The sequence below is a fragment of the Streptomyces sp. TS71-3 genome (genome assembly GCF_018327685.1).
In the GTDB taxonomy this organism is placed as follows: Bacteria; Actinomycetota; Actinomycetes; order Streptomycetales; family Streptomycetaceae; genus Streptomyces.
Genome location: NZ_BNEL01000001.1, coordinates 5,297,706 through 5,319,352, shown reverse-complemented (window position 1 = coordinate 5,319,352; position 21,647 = coordinate 5,297,706). Strand labels below are relative to the sequence as shown.

The following is a 21,647-nucleotide window of genomic DNA, read 5'->3' as shown; positions in this document are numbered from 1 at the left end:
ACGACCCGGGGCGTGCGCCAGTGCCCCGGCAGGTGACGTTTGCGCGACGGGGCGAACGTTGCCTGTTGGGGCGCTAGAGCGCGAGCAGCTCCTTGGTCGTGATGGTGAGTAGCTCGGGGCCGCCGTCCGCCTCGGAGCGGACGACGAGCGTGTCATCGATCCGGACCCCGCCCCTGCCCGGGAGGTGGACCCCCGGTTCGACGGTGACCGGCACGCAAGCGTCCAGTTTACCCATGGCGGTGGGCGCAAGCTGCGGGTCCTCGTCGATTTCGAGTCCCACGCCGTGTCCGGTCAGCTGGGTGAGGCCCCGAGCGTACCCGGCCGAGTCGAGCACCTGGCGGGCCGCACGGTCGACATCGCGGCACGGGGTGCCCGGTGCCAGTGCCTCCCGGCCGGCGCGCTGGGCCGCGAACACCAGATCATACAGCTCCACCTGCCAGTCGGCGGGCGAGGTGCCGATGACGAAGGTGCGCCCGATCTCGCACCGGTAGCCGCGGTAGGCGGCGCCCAGGCAGACCGAGAGGAAGTCGCCCTCCTCGACCCTGCGGTCGGTGGGGACGTGGCCGGGGCTGCCGGCGTTCGGGCCGGTGGCCACGCTGGTGGCGAAAGCGGGGCCGTCGGCGCCGTGGTCGACGAGCCGGCGTTCCAGCTCCAGGGCGAGGTGGCGTTCGGTGCGGCCGACCAGGATCGACTCCAGCAGCTCGCCGAGGGCCTGGTCCGCGATCTCCGCGGCGATCCGCAGGCAGGAGATCTCCTCCTCGTCCTTGACGTACCTGAGCTGCTCCACGGCGCCGCCGAGGTCCGTGAGCCGGAGGCGCGGGGCCCTGGTGTGCAGGGCGCGGTGCCGGGCCACCGTGAGGTCGTGCTCCTCCAGGGCGAGGGAGTCGGCGCCGGCGGCGGCGGCCAGGTCGGCGGCGGCCACCGCGGGGTCGCCGCCGAAGGAGTCCAGGACCCTGGTGGCGAGCGTCTCGTCGGGGTGCCCCTCGTCCGGCTGGTCGGTGGGGGTGGCGGAGCACACCAGGACGTCCTGGTCCCCGTCGAGGGGGTCCCTGCCGAGCAGGAGGACGGCGCCGGGGGGTGCGGCGCCGGTGAGGTAGCGGACGTTGGCGGGCCGCGAGACCAGCGCGGTGGCGCTGCCGCCGGCGGCGCAGTACGCCCTGAGCCGGTCTCTTCGGGCCGCGAACACCTCTGACATGACCCGAGCGTACGGGCCCGGGGTGGCCCGGGCCCGGTTCTATGCGGCTGACTGGGTTTCTGTGGGCTCTTCTGTGCGGTCGGGTGGTCTGCGGTTCGCGGGGGCCGCCGCCCGCCGCGGTGGGGGGCTGGGGCGCCGGCCCGCCGCGGTGGCGTGGCTTCTGTCGCTTCCGGATCCGCGGCCGGTGGTCGGCTGGTCGCGCAGTTCCCCGCGCCCCTGTCGGGGCACATGTCTACGGCCAGGGTCGGCGCAGCCTGGGGTCTGCCCGGCCTCGGAGCGGGTGCTTCTGTTGTCTTCGGACCAACCGCCTGTCATCGGCTGGTCGCGCAGTTCGCCGCGCCCCTGAGTGGGCCGGGGCTCAGCCCCGTCGTTGAGGGGCGCGGGGAGCTGCGCGACCGGTCACGGCGCACCTTGCAGGTCGCCACCGGCCCGAAGGGGCAGTCTCTGTCCTTCCGGGTCCTTCCGGGTCCTTCCGGGCCAACGGCCGGTGGGGGATGTTCTCGCGGGCCCCGCGGCCCCGGGATGCGGTCTGCCTACCAGGTCGGGGGGCTGGCTATGGCTCGGGCCAGGACCTCGTCCAGGGCGTGGGCCGCTTCCGCTATGTCCATGTGGGAGTTGTCGATGATGGGCAGGCCCGAGCCGTACCAGCCCGCCATTCTGCCGTGGATGCGGGCCACCTCCTCGTCCGTGAGGCGGCGGTTGCCGGAGCGTTCCGCGTTGCGTTCCAGGACGATCTCCAGGCCGGGGAGGAGTACGACCGGCAGGAGTCCGGGGCCGACGTGCCGTTTCCAGCCGCCGAGGCCGACCACGGGGCGGTCCGGGAAGACCGCGTCGTCGAGGATGCAGGAGATGCCGTTGGCGAGGAAGTTCCGCGCGGCGAATCCGCAGGTGCGGCGGGCCAGGCGGTACTGCGCCTCCGAGTGGTCGTTCCAGCCGGACTGGGGGTCGGCGAAGCCCGAGCGCACCCACTCGCGGACGTCGTCGAGGCTGATGTGCGCCGTGGGCGCCGGGCGCCGCTCGGCCCAGTAGCGGGCCACGCTCGTCTTGCCCGCGCCCGCCGGGCCGATCAGCAGCACCGCGAGCGTGGCGGTCGTGGGGTCCGCGCCGGTCGTGGCGGGCGGCGGGCTGGGCACGGCCACCGGGCCGCCCGGCGGCAGCTGGAGGTGCCCCGTCGTCTCCCCACCGTGCGACATCGGCGCGGGGTGCGGCACGGAGGGACCCGGCGCCTGGGGTACGGGGGCGGGAGCGGGCGTCTGCGGCACGGGAGTCGGCATCGGCGGAGGCGGCGGCGCGCCACCCGGTGCCGGGGGTTGATGGGTGAGGTGTCCGGGGCCCTGCGCGGGCCCCGGCGGTACCGCCGCGCCCATGGCTGCGTGGCCGGGAACCCCCAGCGGCCCGCCCGGTCCGGCGCTTCCGGCCTGGGGCACGACAGGAGGCGCCGGGGCCACCGGAGAGGCGCCCGGCCCGGAAAGGGGCACGCCCATGGCGTCGACAGCGGTGCCCGGCACATCCGGCCGGCCCGGGAGCCCCGCGCCCGGCGCACCGGGCGCGCCTGCGGGATCGCGCGGCTGCGCGGCCAGCGACAGGGTCACCGGATCGTTCACCGGGCTCTGATGGCCGTCGGCGGCCGGTCCGTGCCCCGGGCGAGGGGGCGGCGGCAGCGGTGATCCCACTGCGTGAGGCATCCGGTGGCACTCCGTCTCGTACAGGCGATGGCGCGGGCGGGGGCCTCGGCCCCGGTGCTACTGAACGGTACCCTTCCCCGGCCGCCGTTGGTGCGAACGACCGGGTGGACCGGGAAGTGCCCGGTGGCCACGGGTGTTTCCAGCCCGTGGCCGGGCAGTGCCGTTATGCGGCCACGGCGTCGAAGGCCGCGCGAAGCGTCTCGGGCTCGGGACCCTCCAGCACCGCCGGCTTGGCGAGACCGTCGAGCACGATGAAACGCAGCAAGTCGCCGCGGGACTTCTTGTCGACCCTCATGGCCGACAGCAACTGCGGCCACTGGTCGCCGGGGTAGCTCAGCGGCAGCCCGACCGACGCCAGCACGGCGCGGTGCCGCTCGGCGGTCGTCTCGTCGAGCCGGCCCGCCAGGCGGCCCAGTTCGGCGGCGAAGTGCATGCCGACGGAGACCGCCTCACCGTGCCGCCAGGTGTACTGCTCGTTCTTCTCGATGGCGTGCCCGAGCGTGTGGCCGTAGTTCAGGATCTCGCGGCGCCCGGCCTCCTTGAGGTCCGCGGAGACGACCTCGGCCTTGACCCGGATGGACCGCTCGATCAGCTCGGCGGTGTGGGGCCCCGCGGGGCCCTGCGCGCCCTTCGGGTCGGCCTCGACCAGGTCGAGGATCACCGGGTCGGCGATGAAACCGGCCTTGATGATCTCGGCGAGCCCGGAGACGTAGTCCGCGGTGGGCAGCGAGGCAAGCGCGTCCAGGTCGCAGAGCACCCCGGCGGGCGGGTGGAAGGCGCCGACGAGGTTCTTGCCCTCGGCGGTGTTGATGCCGGTCTTGCCGCCCACGGCGGCGTCGACCATGCCGAGCACCGTGGTGGGCACGGCCACCCAGCGCACGCCTCGCAGCCAGCTCGCGGCGACGAAGCCGGCCAGGTCGGTGCCGGCGCCGCCGCCGACGCCGACGACGACGTCGCTGCGGGTGAAGCCGGCCCGGCCGAGGGCCCCCCAGCAGGATGCGGCGACCTCGGCGGTCTTGGCCCGCTCGGCGTCCGGCACCTGGATGGCGAGGGCCTCGTACCCCTGCTCCGCCAGGTCGGCGCGGACCGCCTCGCCACGCTCGGCAAGGGCCTCGGGGTGGATGACCGCCACGCGCCGGGCGCGCTCGCCGACCAGCCCGCCGAGCTCGCCGACCAGCCCCCGCCCGACCAGCACCTCGTACGGGTCCGTGCCCGTGCCGCCGACGTGGATACGGGTCGCGTCCTGGCCGCTCCCGTCCTGTCCGGTCGCGTCCTGACCGCTCAGGTCCGTCCGGTGGGCGTTGTCGGTCATGCCTTGTTCAACTCCAGTGCGTCCAGGACGGCTTGGGCGACCTCTTCGGGGGGCCGCCCGTCGGTGGCGACGACGGCGCGCGCGACCTCGGTGTACAGCGGGCGGCGCTGTTCCATCAGCTCCCGCCACTGGCGGCGCGGGTTGATGGCGAGCAGCGGCCGGGCGACGTTCAGGCCGGTGCGCTTCACTGCCTCCTCCACGTCCATGGAGAGGTAGACGACCGGGTGCGTGGCGAGCAGCTCGCGCGTCCCGGCGTCCAGCACGGCGCCGCCGCCGAGCGCGAGCACGCCGTCGTGCTCGGCGAGGGCCCTGCGCACGGTCTCCTTCTCCACGGCCCGGAAGTACGCCTCGCCCGAGTCGACGAAGATGTCGGGGATCGGGCGGCCCTCGGCGGCCTCGATGTCCTCGTCGGTGTCGCGGAAGGTCCGCCCGAGCGCCGTGGCCAGCAGCGCGCCGACCGTGGACTTCCCGACGCCCATCGGGCCGATCAGGACCACGGCGGGCCCGGCGCCCGGCTCCTCCTGGTGTGCCTCCGCCTGCACCACGTTCCCTCCGCTCACCGGATCCGCAGGTTCTCTAGGTACGAACGGACGTTCCGGGCGGTCTCGGCGACGCTGTCGCCGCCGAACTTCTCCGCCACCGCGTCGGCCAGCACCAGCGCCACCATGGCCTCGGCGACGATGCCGGCGGCCGGCACCGCGCACACGTCGGAGCGCTGGTGGTGCGCCCTGGTGGCCTCGCCGGTGGTCACGTCGACGGTGGCCAGGGCGCGTGGGACGGTGGCGATGGGCTTCATCGCCGCACGGACCCGCAGCAGCTCGCCGGTGGTCAGGCCGCCCTCGGTGCCGCCGGAGCGCCCCGTGGCCCGCCGGATGCCCTCCTCGCCGGTCACGATCTCGTCGTGGGCCTTGGAGCCGGGGACGCGGGCGAGCCCGAAGCCGTCGCCCAGCTCGACGCCCTTGATCGCCTGGATGCCCATCAGGGCCGCCGCGAGGCGCGCGTCGAGGCGCCGGTCCCAGTGCACGTGCGAGCCGAGGCCCACGGGCACCCCGTACGCCAGCACCTCGACGACGCCGCCCAGGGTGTCGCCGTCCTGGTGGGCCTGGTCGATCTCGGTCACCATCGCCTTCGACGCGTCGGCGTCCAGGCAGCGCACCGGGTCCTCGTCCAGCCTGGCCACGTCCGACGGCGTCGGGTACACGCCGTAGGGGGCCTTGGCGCCGGCCAGCTCGACCACGTGGGAGACGATCTCGACCCCCGCGGTCTCCTTCAGGTACGAACGGGCCACGGCGCCCAGTGCCACCCGGGCGGCCGTCTCACGCGCGGAGGCGCGCTCCAGGATGGGGCGTGCCTCGTCGAAGCCGTACTTCTGCATGCCTGCCAGGTCGGCGTGGCCCGGCCGGGGGCGGGTCAGCGGGGCGTTGCGGGCCAGGCCGTCGAGGACCTCGGGGTCGACCGGGTCGGCCGCCATGACCTGCTCCCACTTGGGCCACTCCGTGTTGCCCACCATGATCGCGACCGGTGAGCCCAGGGTGAGTCCGTGCCGGACCCCGCCCAGGAAGGTGATCTCGTCGCGCTCGAACTTCATACGGGCCCCGCGGCCGTAGCCCAGCCTCCTGCGGGCCAGGTGGTCCGCCACCATGTCCGTGGTGACCGGGACGCCCGCGGGCAACCCCTCCAGCGTCGCCACCAGGGCCGGTCCGTGGGACTCCCCCGCGGTCAGCCACCGCAACCTGCTCAACGATGCTCCTCATCCTCGCGCCCGGAACTGCAAGAAGGCGACCGGACACCCGCGCGCCCCTGCCCCGCCTCCCCCGATCCTCCCACGCCCCACGCCCTGACCCGCGGCACGGTCCACAGGACGGGACACCCTCGCGCCCACGCGGACAGTCCCGCGCCCCTTCACAGACGCCTTCGGCGCCTCTCCTCGAGGTGCCACCTGAGGCCGTCCGCACCTGCCGTTCCACCGCGGCTGTCGCGCGGTTCCCCGCGACCCTCCTGGCGCTGCGCCTGGGGTCCTGGATGTGTGCGGGTTTCGTCGTGGTTGCTCGCGCGGTTCCCCGCGCCCCTTTCCCGGGCAGGGGCCGTCGTTCGGGCACCGGACGCGCCCCAAAGGGGCACGGGGAACCGCGCGACAGCAGCCATCCACCGGCAGACGATCCGGAAAACACAGCACCACCGCACAGGCCGGTGGAAAAGGGGCGCCGGGAACTGCGCAACCAGCCACGCCCCGGCAGACGATCCGGAAAACACAGCACCACCGCACAGGCCGTTGAAAAAGGGGCGCGGGGAACTGCGCAAAAGGGCCCGCCGGCCAACCCGGCCGGAGAAGGAGCGGTACCCCACAAACGGGCACCCCCGGGGCCTCACGGCCCCGTAAGTGCTCGCTCCCCCGCCGCCCGCATCACGTCCAACGGCGCCGGCGACAGCCCCGTCATCTGCTCGACCTGGAGCACGGCCTGGTGCACGAGGAGATCGAGTCCCCCGACGACGGCGCCGCCGTGCGCGGCCCAATGCTCGGCCAGAGCGGTCGGCCAGGGCTCGTAGAGGACGTCGAAGAGGGTCCCCACCCGCTCGGGCACCTGCGCGGCCAGGGCATCGGCCGCCCCCGCGGGCGTCGTGGCGATCACCAGCGGCGCGGCCAGCGCCTCGCCCGCCGCGGCCCAGCCGGCCGTACGGACCGCGACCCCCAGCCGTGCGCCCCAGCGCCGCATCTCGGCGGCGCGCGCCTCGCTGCGCACATAGGCGACGACCTCGCCGGAGCAGATCCGGGACAGCGCCGCGAGCGCCGAGGACGCCGTGGCACCCGCACCGAGCACCGCCGCGGACTCGACCTTCTCGATGCCGCGCTCCCGCAGTGCCGCGATCATGCCGGGGATGTCGGTGTTGTCGCCGACCTTGCGGCCGTCCTCCGTGAACACCACCGTGTTGACGGCCTCCACGGCCGCGGCGGTGTCGCTGATCTCGTCGAGCAGCGGGATGACCGCCCGCTTGAGCGGCATCGTCAGGGACAGGCCCGCCCACTGCGGGCCCAGCCCCGCGAGGAATCCGGGCAGTCCCGCCTCGTCCACCTGGAAGCGGTCGTACGTCCAGTCGCGGAGCCCGAGGTGCGCGTAGGCGGCGCGGTGCAGCACGGGCGAGAGCGAATGGGCGATCGGGGAGCCCAGAACGGCCGCCCTGCGGGCGTCAGTTGCCGGCCGAGCGGTCATTGAACTTTTCCTTGAGCTTCTGGAAGTCGGCGTAGGTCTTGGCGAACTCGGTCTTGTTCATCCCGTCCGTCGCCACGAAGTAGAACCAGCCCTCGTGCGTGGGATTGAGGGTGGCGGCGAGCGCCTCCGAGCCGGGATTGCCGATCGGTCCCGGCGGGAGGCCCTTCTGCGTGTAGGTGTTGTACGGGTCGTGGTTGCTGTTGATCTCCGACTCGCTGATGTCGATGTTGCTCTGGCCCTTCAGGTAGTTGAAGGTCGAGTCGAACTGGAGCCGTTGCCAGGTCTGCCTGTTGTCCAGGCTGAGGCGGTTGTAGACGACCTCGGCCATCTTGCGGAAGTCGTCGTGGGTCTTGCCCTCGGCCTGGACCAGGCTCGCGACCGTTATCACCTGCCAGGGGCCGTCGAGATGCAGCTCCTTGGCCCGGGCGTCGAGGTCCTGCGCCTGGTACTGCTGCGTGGCCATGGTCACCATCCGCTTGAGGATGTCCTCGGGCTTCATGCCCTTGGCCACCGGATAGTTCGACGGATAGAGGAAGCCCTCCAGCGGGTCCTTGAGGTTCTTGTGGTTGAGCGCCCACGAGGGCAGGCCCAGCTGCTTCCAGTCCTTCTTGGCCACCGCCGCGGTGGTGCCGCCCTTGAGGCCGAGGCGCTTGTCGATCTGGTCGTAGACCCAGGCGTTCCGCCGGCCCTCGGAGATGATCAGGCTGTTGTGGCTCTTCGGGTCGAGCATCAGCGCGACGGCGCTCTCGCCGGACATCTGCTTCTTGAGCGTGTACACGCCGTCCTGGATGGTCTGGCCCTTGGGGTTGTCCTGCTGCGCCTTCACGAACGCGTCGACGCTCTTGACGACGCCGCTCTTCTTGAGCAGCTGCCCCATGGTGTAGCCGCCCGCGCCCTTGGGGATCTCGACGGTCACGTTCGCCCCGGACCCGGTGCCGGCGAAGTCCGGAGGCGGACCGAAGTGGTCCTCGTAGAGCTGGTAGCCGAGGTAGCCCACCCCGCCGACACCGCCGACGAGGACCACGGCCACCACGAGGCAGGCGACCCCGCTGCGGCGCTTCTTACCCGGGCCTGTGCCGCGGCCGTGGCGATCCCCGCGGCCGCGCCGCCCCACGCGGCCGGCGCGCCCGTCGTCGTCATCGTCATCGTCATCGCCGCCGCCGGCGAAGAAGGCGTGCTCGCCCTGGTCCGGGCCGGGATCCCAGTCGGTGGGAGCGTCCGCTTCGTTCTCCGGACCGGGGCGGCGGCCGGGGCCGGGCTGCATGGCCCCCGCCGGCCGGCCGGGCGGCCGGGCACCGCGGGCGCCGTAGGGATCGGGCTCCTGGCCCTGGTGCCCGCGGGGCTGCTGGCCGTAGGGGTCGGCCGGACCGCCGGCGCCCGGGACCTGCCCGTGCTGCCCGGTGTCCCAGCCGGCCTGCTCGTGCTGCTGGTACTGCTCCGGCGCCTGGCCCGGGTATCCGCCCTGCCCGGGCCGTCCGGCGCCGGGGTTCTGTCCGGGCGGTATCCCGTAGGCCTGCCCGGGCATCTGCTGCGGGTGACCGTACCCGCCGGGTGCCTGCGGGTGGCCCTGCTGGGCGCCCGGCGCCTGGGGACCCCCCGGCTGGTACTGGCCGGGAAGGGGCTGCTGGCCCGTGCCCCACTGGCCGTAGGACCCCGTCTGGTCATAGGCACCGGACTGGTCGTAGGAGCCGCCCTGGCCGTAGGGATCCGGCTGCTGCGGGTGCTGTGGCGCCTGCTGCTGGTAGTACTGCGGCTGCGCCTGGTACGGGTACTGCCCGGGCTGCTGCTCGTCGTAGGGAACCTGGCCCGTGGGGGCCTGCTGCCCGTCGTATCCGACGTCCCCGTAGAGCGGGTCCTCCGGGTACCACGGTTCGGAACCTGGGCCCCGGCCATACTCAGTCATCGATCCCCTAGAGCCGCGAGACGTCCCGATGCCGGGCACTCGTGGCACGGTACCGTCCGCCTCTTCTGCTGTGCGTCAGCTAATCGAACACCCGGCACATCGCGCGGAACGTTACCGTATCGCGATCACGGCACCGCTTCGACGCCCTCCCCGGGCGCTTCACCCGAGGACCGCTCGATCTCCAGGGCGTTCTGCAAGATGATCACAGCCGCGGCCTGGTCGATCACGGACCGGCCCTTCCTGGCCGAGACGCCCGACGCCCGCAGCCCCTGGCCGGCGGTGACCGTGGTCATCCGCTCGTCCACCAGCCGCACGGGCACCGGCGCGACGGTCCGGGCGAGCTGCCGGGCGAAGGCGCGGACCTTCGTCGCGGCCGGGCCCTCGCGGCCGTTCAGGGACCGCGGCAGCCCCACGAGCACCTCGATGGGCTCGTACTCCTCGACGAGCTGCCCGAGTCTTCGGTGCGCGGCCGGGACATCACGACCCGGGACCGTCTCCACCGGGGTGGCAAGGATCCCGTCGGGGTCGCAGGAGGCGACCCCGATCCGGGCGTCCCCGACGTCCACCGCGAGGCGCCGGCCGCGGCGCATGCCGCCCTCGGCCGCACCGCCGCCCGCGGTCACGCCGCCACCACCCGGGCACCGGGCACGACCGCGGCGGGGGCCCCGGGCTGCGCCGGGTGCGCGAGCGCCGCGGTGTGCCCGTGGCCCGTCAGGGGTGCCGTCCGCCTCATGCCGTCTCGGCCACGAGGCGCTCCACCGCGGCGACGGCCTCGCCGATGGCGGCCGGGTTCTGGCCACCGCCCTGGGCGACGTCCGGCTTGCCGCCGCCGCCCCCGCCGAGGGTCTTGGCGGCGGCGCGGACCAGGTCGCCGGCCTTGAGGCCGCGGCCGCGGGCGGCCTCGTCGGTGGCGATCACCGTCAGCGGGCGGTCGTTCACCACGGAGAACAGGGCGACGACCACGGGGCGGTCGGACGGCCCGGACTGGTTCAGCCGGCCGCGCACGTCCAGTACCAGCCTGCGCAGGTCGTCGGCGCCGGTGCCGTCCGGGACCTGGCCGGTGACGAGCGCGGTGCCGCGCACGTCCCGGGCGCCCTCGGCGAGCCCCGCGGCGGCCTGGAGGACCTTCTCCGCGCGGAACTTCTCGATCTCCTTCTCGGCGTCCTTGAGGCGGCCGAGCATGCCGGAGATCTTCTCGGGCAGCTCCTCCGGGCGGCCCTTGAGGAGCTCCTGGAGCTGGGCGACGACGGTGTGCTCGCGGGCGAGGAAGTTGTACGCGTCCACGCCGACCAGGGCCTCGATGCGCCGCACGCCGGAGCCGATGGACGACTCGCCGAGCAGCTTCACCAGGCCGAGCTGGGCGGTGTTGTGCACGTGCGTGCCGCCGCACAGCTCCTTGGAGAAGTCGCCGATGGTGACGACGCGCACCCTCTCGCCGTACTTCTCGCCGAACTCCGCGATGGCGCCGGAGCGCCTCGCCTCCTCCAGGCCCATGATCTCGGCGCTGACGTCCAGGTCGCGGGCGAGCACCTCGTTGATCTTCTGCTCGACGTCGACCATCACGCTGCCCGGCACGGCGGACGGCGAGCCGAAGTCGAAGCGGAACCGGCCCGGCTGGTTCTCCGAGCCGGCCTGTGCGGCCGTCGGGCCGAGCGCGTCGCGCAGCGCCTGGTGGGTGAGGTGCGTGGCGGAGTGGGCCCGGGCGATGGCACGGCGGCGGTGCACGTCGATCGAGGCCAGCACCGGCGCGCCGACGGTGACCTCGCCGACCTGGACGACGCCCTTGTGGACGTGCACGCCAGGCACCGGCTTCTGCACGTCGTTGACGACGACCACGGCGCCGGTGTCGAGCCGGATGCGGCCGGTGTCGCCGATCTGGCCGCCGCCCTCCGCGTAGAAGGGGCTGCGGTCCAGCACGACCTCGACCTCGTCGCCCTCGCCGGCGGCGGGCGACGAGGCGCCGTTGGCGATCAGGCCGACGATGGTGGCCTCGTTCTCGTACGCGGTGTAGCCGGTGAAGTCGGTGCTGCCGGCGGCGTCGGCGACGGAGCGGTAGGCACCGAGGTCGGCGTGGCCCGTCTTCTTCGCCCGGGCGTCGGCCTTGGCGCGCTCGCGCTGCTCCGTCATCAGGCGCCGGAAGCCGTCCTCGTCGACCGCAAGGCCCTGCTCGGCGGCCATCTCCAGGGTGAGGTCGATGGGGAAGCCCCAAGTGTCGTGGAGCAGGAACGCCTTGTCGCCCGGGAGCACGCCGGAACCGGCGGCCTTCGCCTCCGTCACGGCGTTGTCCAGGATGGTCGTGCCGGACCTGAGCGTGTTCAGGAAGGCGGCCTCCTCCGCGAGGGCGACCGTCTCGATCCGCTTGCGCTCGGTGATCAGCTCGGGGTACTGCTCCCCCATGGTCTTGATCACCACGTCGACGAGTTCGCCGACGACCGGGCCGCTCGCGCCGAGCAGGCGCATGTTGCGGATGGCGCGGCGCATGATGCGGCGCAGCACGTAGCCGCGGCCCTCGTTGCCGGGCGTGACGCCGTCGCCGATGAGCATCACCGAGGCGCGCATGTGGTCGGAGACGACACGCAGGGAGACGTCGCTCGCCTCGGCCTCGCCGTAGGCGCGTCCGGTGAGCTCGGTGGCCTTGTCGATCACGGCTCGGGAGGTGTCGATCTCGTACATGTTCCGCACGCCCTGGAGGATCATGGCGAGGCGTTCCAGACCGAGACCGGTGTCGATGTTCTTGCTGGGCAGGTCGCCCAGGATCTCGAAGTCCTCCTTGCTGGTGCCCTCGCCGCGGGCGTACTGCATGAAGACGAGGTTCCAGATCTCCACGTACCGCTCGTCGTTGACGGCGGGGCCGCCCTCGGGGCCGAACTCGGGGCCGCGGTCGTAGTTGATCTCGGAGCAGGGCCCGCACGGGCCGGGCACGCCCATGGACCAGAAGTTGTCCTTCTTGCCCAGGCGCTGGATGCGCTCGGCGGGGACGCCGACGACCTCGCGCCAGATCCGCTCGGCCTCGTCGTCGTCGAGGTAGACGGTGATCCACAGCCGCTCGGGGTCCAGGCCGTAGCCGCCCTTGTCCTGGGGCGCGGTGAGCAGCTCCCAGGCGTAGGTGATGGCGCCTTCCTTGAAGTAGTCCCCGAACGAGAAGTTGCCGCACATCTGGAAGAACGTGCCGTGCCGGGTGGTCTTGCCGACCTCTTCGATGTCAGGGGTGCGCACGCACTTCTGCACGCTGGTGGCGCGCGGGGCGGGCGGGGCCGTCTCGCCGAGGAAGTACGGCTTGAAGGGGACCATGCCGGCGGGGACCAGCAGGAGGGTCGGGTCGTCCGCGATCAGCGACGCCGACGGCACGACCTTGTGCCCGCGCTCTTCGAAGAAGCGCAACCAGCGGCGGCGGATTTCAGCCGACTCCATCAGTGGTCCTCATTCCGGTCGTGGGAGTACGCCGTGTGCTCTGGCCGGACGGCGTATCCGGGGGTTGACTCGTGCGGTGGGTGGTTGGTCAGGGGCGCTGCCTCGGGTGCGGCGCCGCGCTCGTGGGCGGGTGCCCTGCCGACGGGGCCGAGGGCGGGGCGGCGCCTGGCGGCCGGCAGCATCCGGGCGGGCGGGCCGTCGGGCGAGTCGGCCAGGCCGAGGGCCTCGCCGAGCTCCTCTTCCCGCTGCGCCATGCCGTCGCGGACGTCGAGCGCGAACTCCCTGAGGCGCTGGCCCGCGTCGACGGCCTTGTGCGCGGCCTGCGCCGCGAGGCTGTCCGGGGTGAGCTGCCTCAGCTTGCGGTTGACCTTGGTGGTGGCCCACACGCCGGCCGCGGCGCCCGCGGTGAACCAGAACGTACGGCGGAACATCGCAGCGTCAGTCCTTCTTCCGCTTTCCCCGTCGGGCGGTCGGCACGGCCCGGCCCACGATCACGCCGCGCCCGGGCGGCTCGGTCCTGCCACCCGCCGCGCCGGCCTGCTGTCCCGCGCTCTTGCGGCCGAGGGCCCGGCGCACTCCGTAGCCGAACGCGGCGACCTTCACGAGGGGGCCGCCGAACGTCGAGGCGACCGTGGTGGAGAGCGCCGAGGCGTTGGAGGTGACCTCCTGGACGTCGGTCGCGATGGCGTCCACCCGGTCGAGCTGGGTCTGTGCGGAGCGCACCGCGGTGGATGCCTCGGAGAGCAGCGGCACGGCCTGCTCGGTCACGTCCGCGACGAGCTTGGTGGTCGCCTTGAGCGTCTGGGCCAGCCTCGCCAGCGCCACGGCGAGGAACGACACCAGGATCGCCCAGAAGACGGCCACCAGGATCCCGGCCACCTCTCCACCGGACACGCAGCACCGCTCCCTGAACATCGCGCTGGACATGGAGACCTGCCCGCGCAGGTCGTCTCCCGAGCCTATCGCGCCACGGCGCCCCTTCCGCACCGCATTTCGCCGGGCACGGGGCGTGGAGCGCGCCGCCCGGCGGGTGCCACCGGCCGAGCCCGGCGCAGGCCCCGGTCAAAGCGCGGACCCGCCGCCCCCCGGCCGGTCCGGGGACGGCGGGTGGGCGGCGGGCCGGTGCGCCTGGGCGCGGGGTCCGTCCGCGTCAGCGGGCGTAGTACTCGACGACGAGCTGCTCGTCGCAGATGACCGGGATCTCCTTGCGGTTCGGGTCGCGGTCCAGGCGGAACGCCAGCGCCTTCAGGTTGACCTGGAGGTAGCGCGGGATCTCGCCCTCGGGCGCGAAGCCACCCTCGCGGGAGACCTGGAAGAGCGACTTCTCGCGGGAGCGCTCGCGCACCATGACGACGTCGTCCGGGCGGACCCGGAACGAGGGCTTGTCGACCTTCTTGCCGTTGACCTCGATGTGGCCGTGCACGACCATCTGGCGCGCCTGGTAGATGGTCCGCGCGATGCCGGAGCGCAGCACGAGCGCGTCGAGGCGGCGCTCGAGCTCGATGATCAGGGCCTCGCCGGTCTTGCCCTGGACCTTGGCGGCGCGCTCGTAGGCGCGCACGAGCTGGCGCTCGGAGACGTCGTACTGCGCGCGCAGGCGCTGCTTCTCCAGCAGCCGGACCTTGTAGTCCGAGTTCTGCTTGCGGCCGCGGCCGTGCTCACCCGGCGGGTAGGGGCGGGCCTCGAAGTACTTCACGGCCTTGGGGGTCAGCGCGATGCCGAGGGCACGCGACTTCTTGACCTTGGGGCGGGACTGGTTCGCCACGAACCAAACCTCTCTTGTCTGAGCGATATCGGCTTCACCAGGGTTAGGGGAGGTCGCATCCGCAGACCGGGAATCCCCGTGGGGCAGGCGATGTGTGCCGGCCTCGCAGGGCAGCCGCTTCCCTTGTCTGGGCACATACGTGCAGTACGCGAGTGGCCCACCGACCTCCCCTGAGGGGGGTGATGGGCTGCCCGCGACACCGTTCGCCGGTGCGCGACGCTCCTGGAGTCCTCCGCCCGGGGGCGGGGCTCCGGCTGACTGTCCCGCTCTGGTGAGCCGGCCTGGGCCGGACACGGGACGCAGCGCTTCGTGGCAGTCTACCGGGTCCGCCGGGGTGTTCCCGACCAGGTCCACGGGCAGGCCCGCAGGGGTGCGATGCGGGCGGGCACGCCCTACGGCCGGGCGGACCCGGGGATCAGGCGTCCTTCTGGCCCTGCTGCTCCCCGGCCAGCCGCTCCCGCACCCGCTCGACGACGTCCGCGTACCGGGCCTCCGCGCCGTAGCGCGTGGGCTGGTAGTAGCGCTTGTCCTTGATCGCGTCCGGGGCGTACTGCTGGGCGGCGATGGCGCCGGGTATGTCGTGCGGGTAGACGTACCCCTGGGCGTGGCCCAGCTTGGCTGCGCCCTTGTAGTGACCGTCGCGCAGGTGCATCGGGACCGGTCCCGCCAGGCCCTTGCGGACGTCCTCCATGGCGGCGCCGATGGCCAGGGTGGCGGCGTTCGACTTGGGCGCGAGGGCCAGGGCGATCGTGGCGTGGCTGAGCGTGAGGGCGGCCTCGGGGAAGCCGATCATGGCGACGGCCTGGGCGGCGGCCACCGCGGTCGGCAGGGCCGTGGGGTCGGCGAGGCCGATGTCCTCGCTGGCGGAGATCATCAGCCGTCGCGCGATGAACCGCGGGTCCTCGCCCGCCTCGATCATCCGGGCCAGGTAGTGCAGCGCGGCGTCCACGTCGGAGCCGCGGATGGACTTGATGAGGGCGCTGGCGACGTCGTAGTGCTGGTCGCCGTCGCGGTCGTAGGTGACCGCGGCGCGGTTGACCGACTCCTCCAGGGTCTGGAGCGTGATCTCCGGCTCCCCCTTGGAGAGCGCGGCGCCGGCTCCGGCCTCCAGGGCGGTGAGGCCCCGGCGGGCGTCCCCTCCGGCGATGCGCAGGAGGTGGGCCGCGGCGTCGTCGGGCAGTCCGACCGCGCCGCCGAGTCCGCGCTCCTCGGTGAGGGCGCGCTGGAGCAGGCCGCCGATGTCGTCGTCGGTGAGGGGTTCGAGGGTGAGCAGCAGCGAGCGGGAGAGCAGGGGGGAGATCACCGAGAAGTAGGGGTTCTCGGTGGTCGCGGCGATCAGGGTGACCCAGCGGTTCTCCACGGCGGGCAGCAGGGAGTCCTGCTGGGCCTTGCTGAAGCGGTGGATCTCGTCCAGGAAGAGGACGGTCTCCTTGCCGAAGCCGCCGGTCGCCCGGCGGGCGCCGTCGATCACGGCGCGTACTTCCTTGACGCCGGCGGTGATCGCGGACAGCTCCACGAAGCGCTTGTTCGTCGCCCGGGAGACCACGTAGGCGAGGGTCGTCTTGCCGGTGCCCGGCGGGCCCCAGAGGATCACCGAGGACGGCCCGGCGGGCCCGCCCCCGCCCTCGCCGACGAGTCGGCGCAGGGGCGAGCCGGGCTTCAGCAGATGCTGCTGGCCGACGACTTCGTCGAGGGTGCGAGGGCGCATCCGGACGGCCAGCGGGCTGCTGGCCGGATCCTTCTCCTGACGCTCCTCGGCGGCGGCGGTGAACAGGTCGGGCTCCACGTCTTGAAGCCTATGTCACCCCGCCGACATCTCCTGCCGCGCCGGGAACCCGCCGGGTGGAGGCCCCTGCCGGGCAGACCGTCGCCCGGCCGGACATGCGGTCGGACCGTCAGCCGGTCCAGAAGTCCCACCAGCGGGTCAGCACCAGCATGCCGATGATGCCGATGTGCAGCACCGGCACGACCCAGGTGAACTCGCTGAAGAAGCTCCGCGTCCAGCGCGGCGCCGGCAGGTAGCCGCTGCGGACGTTGAAGGACGTCACGTACCAGAACATGGTGATCGTGGCGACCCAGGCGAGGGAGCACCACAGGCACAGGGCGTTGATCCGGTACAGGGACTGGAACTGCAGCCAGGTGCAGAACCCGACGCCGAAGAGCGTGCCCGCGTTGAAGGTGAGCCAGTACCAGCGCGGGAAGCGCGCGCGGCCCAGCAGGCTCATGCCCACGCCTATCACGACGGCGTAGGCGGCGAGGCCGAGCATCGGGTTGGGGAAGCCGAAGGCCGCGGCCTGCTTGCTCTCCATCACGCTGCCGCAGGAGACCACGGGGTTGAGGCTGCACGAGGGGGTGAAGGTGTGCCCGGCGACCTTGGCTTCCAGGATCTTGAACTTGTCGAGCGTGATGACCCAGCTCGCAAGCAGACCGGCCGCTCCGGTGATCACCAGGAGCAGCGCGAAGGCCCGGCTGCCGCCGAGGCTGCGCGAGGTCCCGGGCTCCGAGCCGTCGTCCTGGGCAGGGGATGTGTCGTCCCTGACTGTGGTCGTCGTTTTGGTCATCACGCCGTTCCATCGCTGGGGAGAGGGGAACCTGGCCGCAGCCATTGTGCCGTACGAGGGCACCGGTCCACCGTTGCTTGTGGATAAGTACGTGTGCACGACCATGACCACTCAGCCATGAGGAGCCGTTCAGCCATGAGGGGGCCGTCCCGACCGCGCCGCCCCGCTCGGACGGCGCGGTCGGGAACGTCTCTCAGCCGAGCAGTGCCTTCAGCTCGTCCACGACCGCGTCCAGCGCGACGGGCCGCTGGTCGCCGGACTCCATCTCCTTGAGCTGCACCACGCCCTCGGAGAGGTCCCGCTCGCCCGCTACCAGCACGTAGCGGGCGCCCGAGCGGTTGGCGGCCTTCATCGCGCCCTTGAGGCCCCGGCCGCCGAACGCGAAGTCGGTCGCGATGCCCGCCCTGCGCAACTCCGTGATCGTGGCGAAGAGCACGCGCCTCGCCTCCTCGCCGAGCGGCACCGCGAAGACGCTGGTGGTGGCGGGGAGGCCGAGCTCGACGCCCTCGGCCTGCAGGGCGAGCACGGTGCGGTCGACGCCGAGTGCCCAGCCGACCGACGGCAGCGCGGGCCCTCCGAGCATCTCGGACAGGCCGTCGTAGCGCCCGCCGCCGCCCACCGCCGACTGCGAGCCGAGGCCGCCGTGGACGAACTCGAAGGTGGTGCGGGTGTAGTAGTCGAGCCCGCGGACCAGCCGGGGATCGTCCTCGTAGCGCACGCCTGCCGCGGTGATCAGCTCGCGCACCTGCTCGTGGTACGCCTTGCAGGCGTCGCAGAGGTAGTCGCGCAGCAGCGGGGCGCCGGTGAGCTGCTCCTGCACCTGGGGGCGCTTGTCGTCGAGGACCCGCAGGGGGTTGATGTCGACCCGCCGCCTGGTGTCCTCGTCCAGGTCGAGGCCGCGCAGGAAGTCCTGGAGGGCCGTGCGGTAGACCGGGCGGCACTCGCGGTCGCCGAGGGAGTTCAGCAGGATCCGGAAGTTCGTCAGGCCCAGGCTGCGGTAGGCCTGGTCGGCGAGGATGATCAGCTCGGCGTCGAGCGCGGGGTCCTCGGCGCCGATGGCCTCGGCGCCGACCTGGGAGAAGTGGCGGTAGCGGCCCTTCTGCGGGCGCTCGTAGCGGTAGTAGGAGCCCGAGTACCAGAGCTTCACGGGGAGGTTGCCCGCCTTGTGGAGGTTCGCCTCCAGGGCGGCGCGGAGCACGGAGGCGGTGCCTTCGGGGCGCAGCGCGAGCCGGTCGCCGCCCTTGGTCTCGAAGGCGTACATCTCCTTGGTGACGATGTCGGTGGACTCGCCGACACCGCGCGCGAAGAGCTCGACGTTCTCGAAGCCGGGCGTCTCGATGTAGTCGTAGCCGGAGTTCCGCAGCGGCGCGGAGAATGCCTCACGGACGGCGAGATAGGCGGCCGAGTCCGGCGGAAGCAGGTCGTAGGTGCCCTTGGGGGCCTTGAAGGTGCTCACGGAGAAGAGTCGTCACATTCCTCGTCGGGGAGCGGCGGTCGGTGCCGCTCCCGGGCCTTGGGCCACCTGTCGCAGATACGGGTTGGCGGCGCGCTCCTGGCCGATGGTCGTCTGGGGACCGTGCCCCGACAGCACCACGGTCGAGTCGTCGAGCGGGAGGCACACACGGGCCAGCGACTCGAGGAGCTCGGCGTGGCTGCCGCCGGGCAGGTCGGTGCGTCCGATGGAGCCGGCGAACAGCAGGTCGCCCGAGAAGAGCACCTGCGGAACGTCCGCGGCCTCGGGCGTCCGGAAGGTCACCGACCCCTTGGTATGGCCGGGCGCGTGGGAGACGGTGAACTCCAGGCCGGCCAGGGAGAGGGCGGTGCCCTCGGCCAGCTCGCGGACGTCGTCGGGCTCGCCCACGGTCAGCTCGCCCATCAGCGGCATCCCGATGGAACGGCCGAGGCCCTTCTCCGGGTCGCTCATCATGTAGCGGTCCTCGGGGTGGATCCAGGCGGGCACGCCGTGGGCGCCGCAGACCGGGACGACCGAGGCGACGTGGTCGATGTGGCCGTGGGTGAGGACGACGGCGACGGGCTTGAGCCGATGCTTCTCCATGGCCGCCTCGACGCCCTCGGTGGCCTGGTGGCCCGGGTCGATGATCACGCACTCCTCACCCGCGGCGGGAGCGACCAGGTAGCAGTTGGTGCCCCAAGCCCCGGCGGGGAACCCGGCAATGAGCACGATCGTCCTTCGCTTCTCGTCCTGTGCGTCCTGTGCGGAAGCCACGGGGCGCCCCCTGGGCGCCCGCCGCGGCAGAGTCAGAGCCTACCGGCGCTGCCGTTTACACAGCGAACCCATATACGGTACGGGCACACGAACGGACACGGTCAGCTATTCGAGACGTACGAGGAGAGACACCGGTGGTCAGCAGCGATCAGCGGCGGCGGCAGCTCGCCCGGGAGAAGTTCTTGCGGCAGCAGCAGCGGCGGGAGAGCGCACGGCTCAAGGCACGGAGGCGCAACGCGGCGATCGCCGCGGGTGTCGTGGTGGTCGTGGCCATCGGTGCGGGGGCCTGGGCGACCGACGGCTTCGGCAGCGGCTCGACGAAGAAGAGCGCCGCGGGCGCCGAGCCGAGCGCGCCGCCCTCCCCCAGCAAGGCGCCCGACCCCTGCGAGAAGCCCGCCAAGGGCACGGTGAAGAACCTGAGCTTCAAGAAGGAGCCGGCGATCACCATCGACAAGTCGGCCACCTACACCATGGATCTCAAGACCACCTGCGGTGACATGCCGATCAGCATGGCGGCGTCGAAGGTTCCCCACACGGTGAATTCCTTCGACTTCCTCGCGAAGAAGGGGTACTTCGACCACACGAAGTGTCACCGGCTCACCACATCCGGTATCTACGTGCTGCAGTGCGGCGACCCGAAGGGGAACGGCACCGGCGGTCCGGGCTACACGATTCCCGACGAGGACCTGAAGGACACGCGCCTGAAGGGCAACGTCTACCCGGCCGGCACGGTCGCCATGGCCAATCAGTACAACCCGCAGACGAAACAGGGCAAGAACAGCGGCGGCAGCCAGTTCTTCCTGGTCTTCCAGGACAGCCAGTTGCCGCCCTACTACACACCGTTCGGGACGCTTTCCAAGGACGGCATGAAGGTGCTGACGAAAATCGCCAAGGCCGGGGAGAGCACCGGCCAGGGCGACGGCGCGCCGAATGCCACGGTGGTCATCAACAAGGCGACCGTGCAGAAATCCTGAGCACCAAGTGCGAAATTTCGGTCGCGCTGGATGCGGACAGCCGCCCTGCGGTTCGCCTAGATTGGCCGTGACGAAACTGTGGAAGATGCCGGGGGGCCGTCAGGGCCTTGGCGCGCATCATGTGGAGGAGGCGCTGTGAGCAGCGACCCGTGGGGCCGCGTCGACGAGGCGGGGACCGTGTACGTGCGTACGGCCGACGGCGAGAAGGTCGTCGGTTCATGGCAGGCGGGCTCCCCCGAGGAAGCGCTGGCCTATTTCGAGCGCAAGTATGAGGGCCTGGTCGTGGAGATCGGCCTCCTCGAACGCCGGGTGCAGACGACCGACCTGTCCGCCAAGGACGCGGGGGCCGCCATCGACCACCTGCGCGAGCAGGTGGAAGCGCACAACTCGGTGGGCGACCTGGAGGCCCTGCGGGCCCGGCTGACCACACTGGGCGATCAGGTCGAGGCGCGCCGTGAGGAGCGCAAGGCGCAGCGTGCGCGGCAGTCCGACGAGGCCCGCCAGTCCAAGGAAGCGCTGGTCGTGGAGGCCGAGGAGCTGGCGCAGAGCGAGCAGTGGCGGGCCGCCGGCGAGCGGCTGCGCTCCCTGGTCGACACCTGGAAGGGGCTGCCGCGGCTGGACCGCAAGTCGGACGACGAGCTGTGGCACCGCTTCTCCCACGCCAGGTCGGCGTTCTCCAAGCGCCGCAAGGCGCACTTCGCCTCCCTGGACGCGCAGCGCGAGGAGGCCCGCAGGACCAAGGAGCGGCTGGTCGCCGAGGCCGAGTCGCTGTCGGACTCGACCGACTGGGGCGCCACCGCGGCCCGTTACCGCGAGCTGATGGCGGACTGGAAGGCGGCGGGCCGCGCGCAGCGTGAGCACGAGGACGACCTGTGGAACCGCTTCCGCGGTGCGCAGGACGTGTTCTTCGCGGCACGCAGCGCGGTCTTCGCGGAGCGGGACGCCGAGCAGACGGAGAACCTCAAGCTCAAGGAGGAGCTGGCCGAGGAGGCCGAGCGCCTCGTCCCGGTCACCGACCTGAAGGCGGCCCGCGCGGCCTTCCGCGCGCTCAACGAGCGCTGGGAGGCCATCGGCCACGTGCCGCGCGACGCACGGGCCAAGGTGGAGGGTCGGATGCACGCGGTGGAGCGGGCCATGCAGGACTCCGAGGACGCCGAGTGGCGGCGCACGAATCCGGAGGCACGCGCGCGTGCCGAGGGCCTGACCGGTCAGCTCCAGGCCGCCGTGGACAAGCTGCGCGGGCAGATCGACGCCGCCCGCGCCGCCGGCAACACCTCCAGGGCGGACAAGCTGGAGCAGGAGCTCGCGGGGCGCCAGGCCCTGCTGGACCAGGCGCTCAAGGGTCTTCGGGAGTTCGGCGGCTGATCCGCCCCCAGGACGGCAGGATGCGGCACCGGCCGCCGGG

Annotated in this window: 18 protein-coding genes; 2 read left to right on the top strand and 16 right to left on the bottom strand. The window is 72.6% G+C overall.

Annotated elements, in window-relative coordinates:
* Positions 1-73 precede the first annotated feature (73 nt).
* The 16 genes from Sm713_RS21690 to Sm713_RS21615 form a co-directional block, all read right to left on the bottom strand.
* Complete coding sequence (locus tag Sm713_RS21690; RefSeq protein WP_212911219.1) at positions 74-1,195, bottom strand: aminopeptidase P family protein; 1,122 nt, start codon at positions 1,193-1,195, stop codon at positions 74-76.
* 533 nt (positions 1,196-1,728) lie between these two features.
* On the bottom strand, positions 1,729-2,679 hold the full coding sequence (locus Sm713_RS21685) for an AAA family ATPase (protein WP_374196061.1): 951 nt from the start codon (positions 2,677-2,679) through the stop codon (positions 1,729-1,731).
* Positions 2,680-3,043: 364 nt separating this feature from the next.
* Positions 3,044-4,192, bottom strand: coding sequence for a 3-dehydroquinate synthase (gene aroB, locus Sm713_RS21680; protein WP_212911218.1), 1,149 nt, complete (start codon positions 4,190-4,192; stop codon positions 3,044-3,046).
* Entirely contained in the window at positions 4,189-4,671 is a 483-nt protein-coding gene (locus tag Sm713_RS21675; RefSeq protein WP_212912175.1) for a shikimate kinase, read from the bottom strand. The genes aroB and Sm713_RS21675 overlap by 4 nt, the downstream gene beginning before the upstream one ends.
* A gap of 77 nt (positions 4,672-4,748) precedes the next feature.
* Complete coding sequence (aroC, locus tag Sm713_RS21670; RefSeq protein ID WP_212911217.1) at positions 4,749-5,933, bottom strand: chorismate synthase; 1,185 nt, start codon at positions 5,931-5,933, stop codon at positions 4,749-4,751.
* A 625-nt stretch (positions 5,934-6,558) separates the two neighbouring features.
* Entirely contained in the window at positions 6,559-7,401 is an 843-nt protein-coding gene (locus Sm713_RS21665; RefSeq protein ID WP_212911216.1) for a shikimate dehydrogenase, read from the bottom strand.
* The gene (gene mltG / locus Sm713_RS21660; RefSeq protein ID WP_212911215.1) at positions 7,379-9,304 is read right to left on the bottom strand and encodes an endolytic transglycosylase MltG; all 1,926 of its coding nucleotides are present in this window, start codon (positions 9,302-9,304) and stop codon (positions 7,379-7,381) included. The genes Sm713_RS21665 and mltG overlap by 23 nt, the downstream gene beginning before the upstream one ends.
* A gap of 125 nt (positions 9,305-9,429) precedes the next feature.
* Positions 9,430-9,894 (bottom strand): Holliday junction resolvase RuvX, encoded by a 465-nt coding sequence (ruvX, locus tag Sm713_RS21655; protein ID WP_212912174.1) that lies wholly within the window; start codon positions 9,892-9,894, stop codon positions 9,430-9,432.
* Positions 9,895-10,033: 139 nt separating this feature from the next.
* Complete coding sequence (gene alaS / locus Sm713_RS21650) at positions 10,034-12,715, bottom strand: alanine--tRNA ligase (protein WP_212911214.1); 2,682 nt, start codon at positions 12,713-12,715, stop codon at positions 10,034-10,036.
* Positions 12,715-13,146: a DUF6167 family protein gene (locus Sm713_RS21645; protein WP_249416424.1), complete on the bottom strand. Its 432-nt coding sequence runs from the start codon at positions 13,144-13,146 to the stop codon at positions 12,715-12,717. Before Sm713_RS21645 ends, alaS begins: the two co-directional genes overlap by 1 nt.
* A gap of 7 nt (positions 13,147-13,153) precedes the next feature.
* On the bottom strand, positions 13,154-13,609 hold the full coding sequence (locus Sm713_RS21640; protein WP_249416423.1) for a DUF948 domain-containing protein: 456 nt from the start codon (positions 13,607-13,609) through the stop codon (positions 13,154-13,156).
* A 256-nt stretch (positions 13,610-13,865) separates the two neighbouring features.
* Positions 13,866-14,480 carry a 30S ribosomal protein S4 gene (gene rpsD / locus Sm713_RS21635; RefSeq protein ID WP_212911212.1) on the bottom strand — a complete coding sequence of 205 codons (615 nt, stop codon included), beginning with the start codon at positions 14,478-14,480 and terminating at the stop codon, positions 13,866-13,868.
* 415 nt (positions 14,481-14,895) lie between these two features.
* Positions 14,896-16,266 carry a replication-associated recombination protein A gene (locus Sm713_RS21630; RefSeq protein ID WP_212911211.1) on the bottom strand — a complete coding sequence of 457 codons (1,371 nt, stop codon included), beginning with the start codon at positions 16,264-16,266 and terminating at the stop codon, positions 14,896-14,898.
* A 109-nt stretch (positions 16,267-16,375) separates the two neighbouring features.
* Positions 16,376-17,041, bottom strand: a complete 666-nt coding sequence (locus Sm713_RS21625; protein WP_212911210.1) for a vitamin K epoxide reductase family protein — start codon at positions 17,039-17,041, stop codon at positions 16,376-16,378.
* A 193-nt stretch (positions 17,042-17,234) separates the two neighbouring features.
* Positions 17,235-18,497, bottom strand: a complete 1,263-nt coding sequence (gene hisS / locus Sm713_RS21620) for a histidine--tRNA ligase (RefSeq protein WP_212911209.1) — start codon at positions 18,495-18,497, stop codon at positions 17,235-17,237.
* A gap of 12 nt (positions 18,498-18,509) precedes the next feature.
* Positions 18,510-19,223 (bottom strand): MBL fold metallo-hydrolase, encoded by a 714-nt coding sequence (locus Sm713_RS21615; protein ID WP_212912173.1) that lies wholly within the window; start codon positions 19,221-19,223, stop codon positions 18,510-18,512.
* A 179-nt stretch (positions 19,224-19,402) separates the two neighbouring features.
* Between Sm713_RS21615 and Sm713_RS21610 the strand changes: the two genes are divergently transcribed.
* Complete coding sequence (locus Sm713_RS21610) at positions 19,403-20,242, top strand: peptidylprolyl isomerase (RefSeq protein ID WP_212911208.1); 840 nt, start codon at positions 19,403-19,405, stop codon at positions 20,240-20,242.
* 135 nt (positions 20,243-20,377) lie between these two features.
* Entirely contained in the window at positions 20,378-21,607 is a 1,230-nt protein-coding gene (locus tag Sm713_RS21605) for a DUF349 domain-containing protein (protein ID WP_212911207.1), read from the top strand.
* The last annotated feature ends 40 nt before the right edge of the window (positions 21,608-21,647 follow it).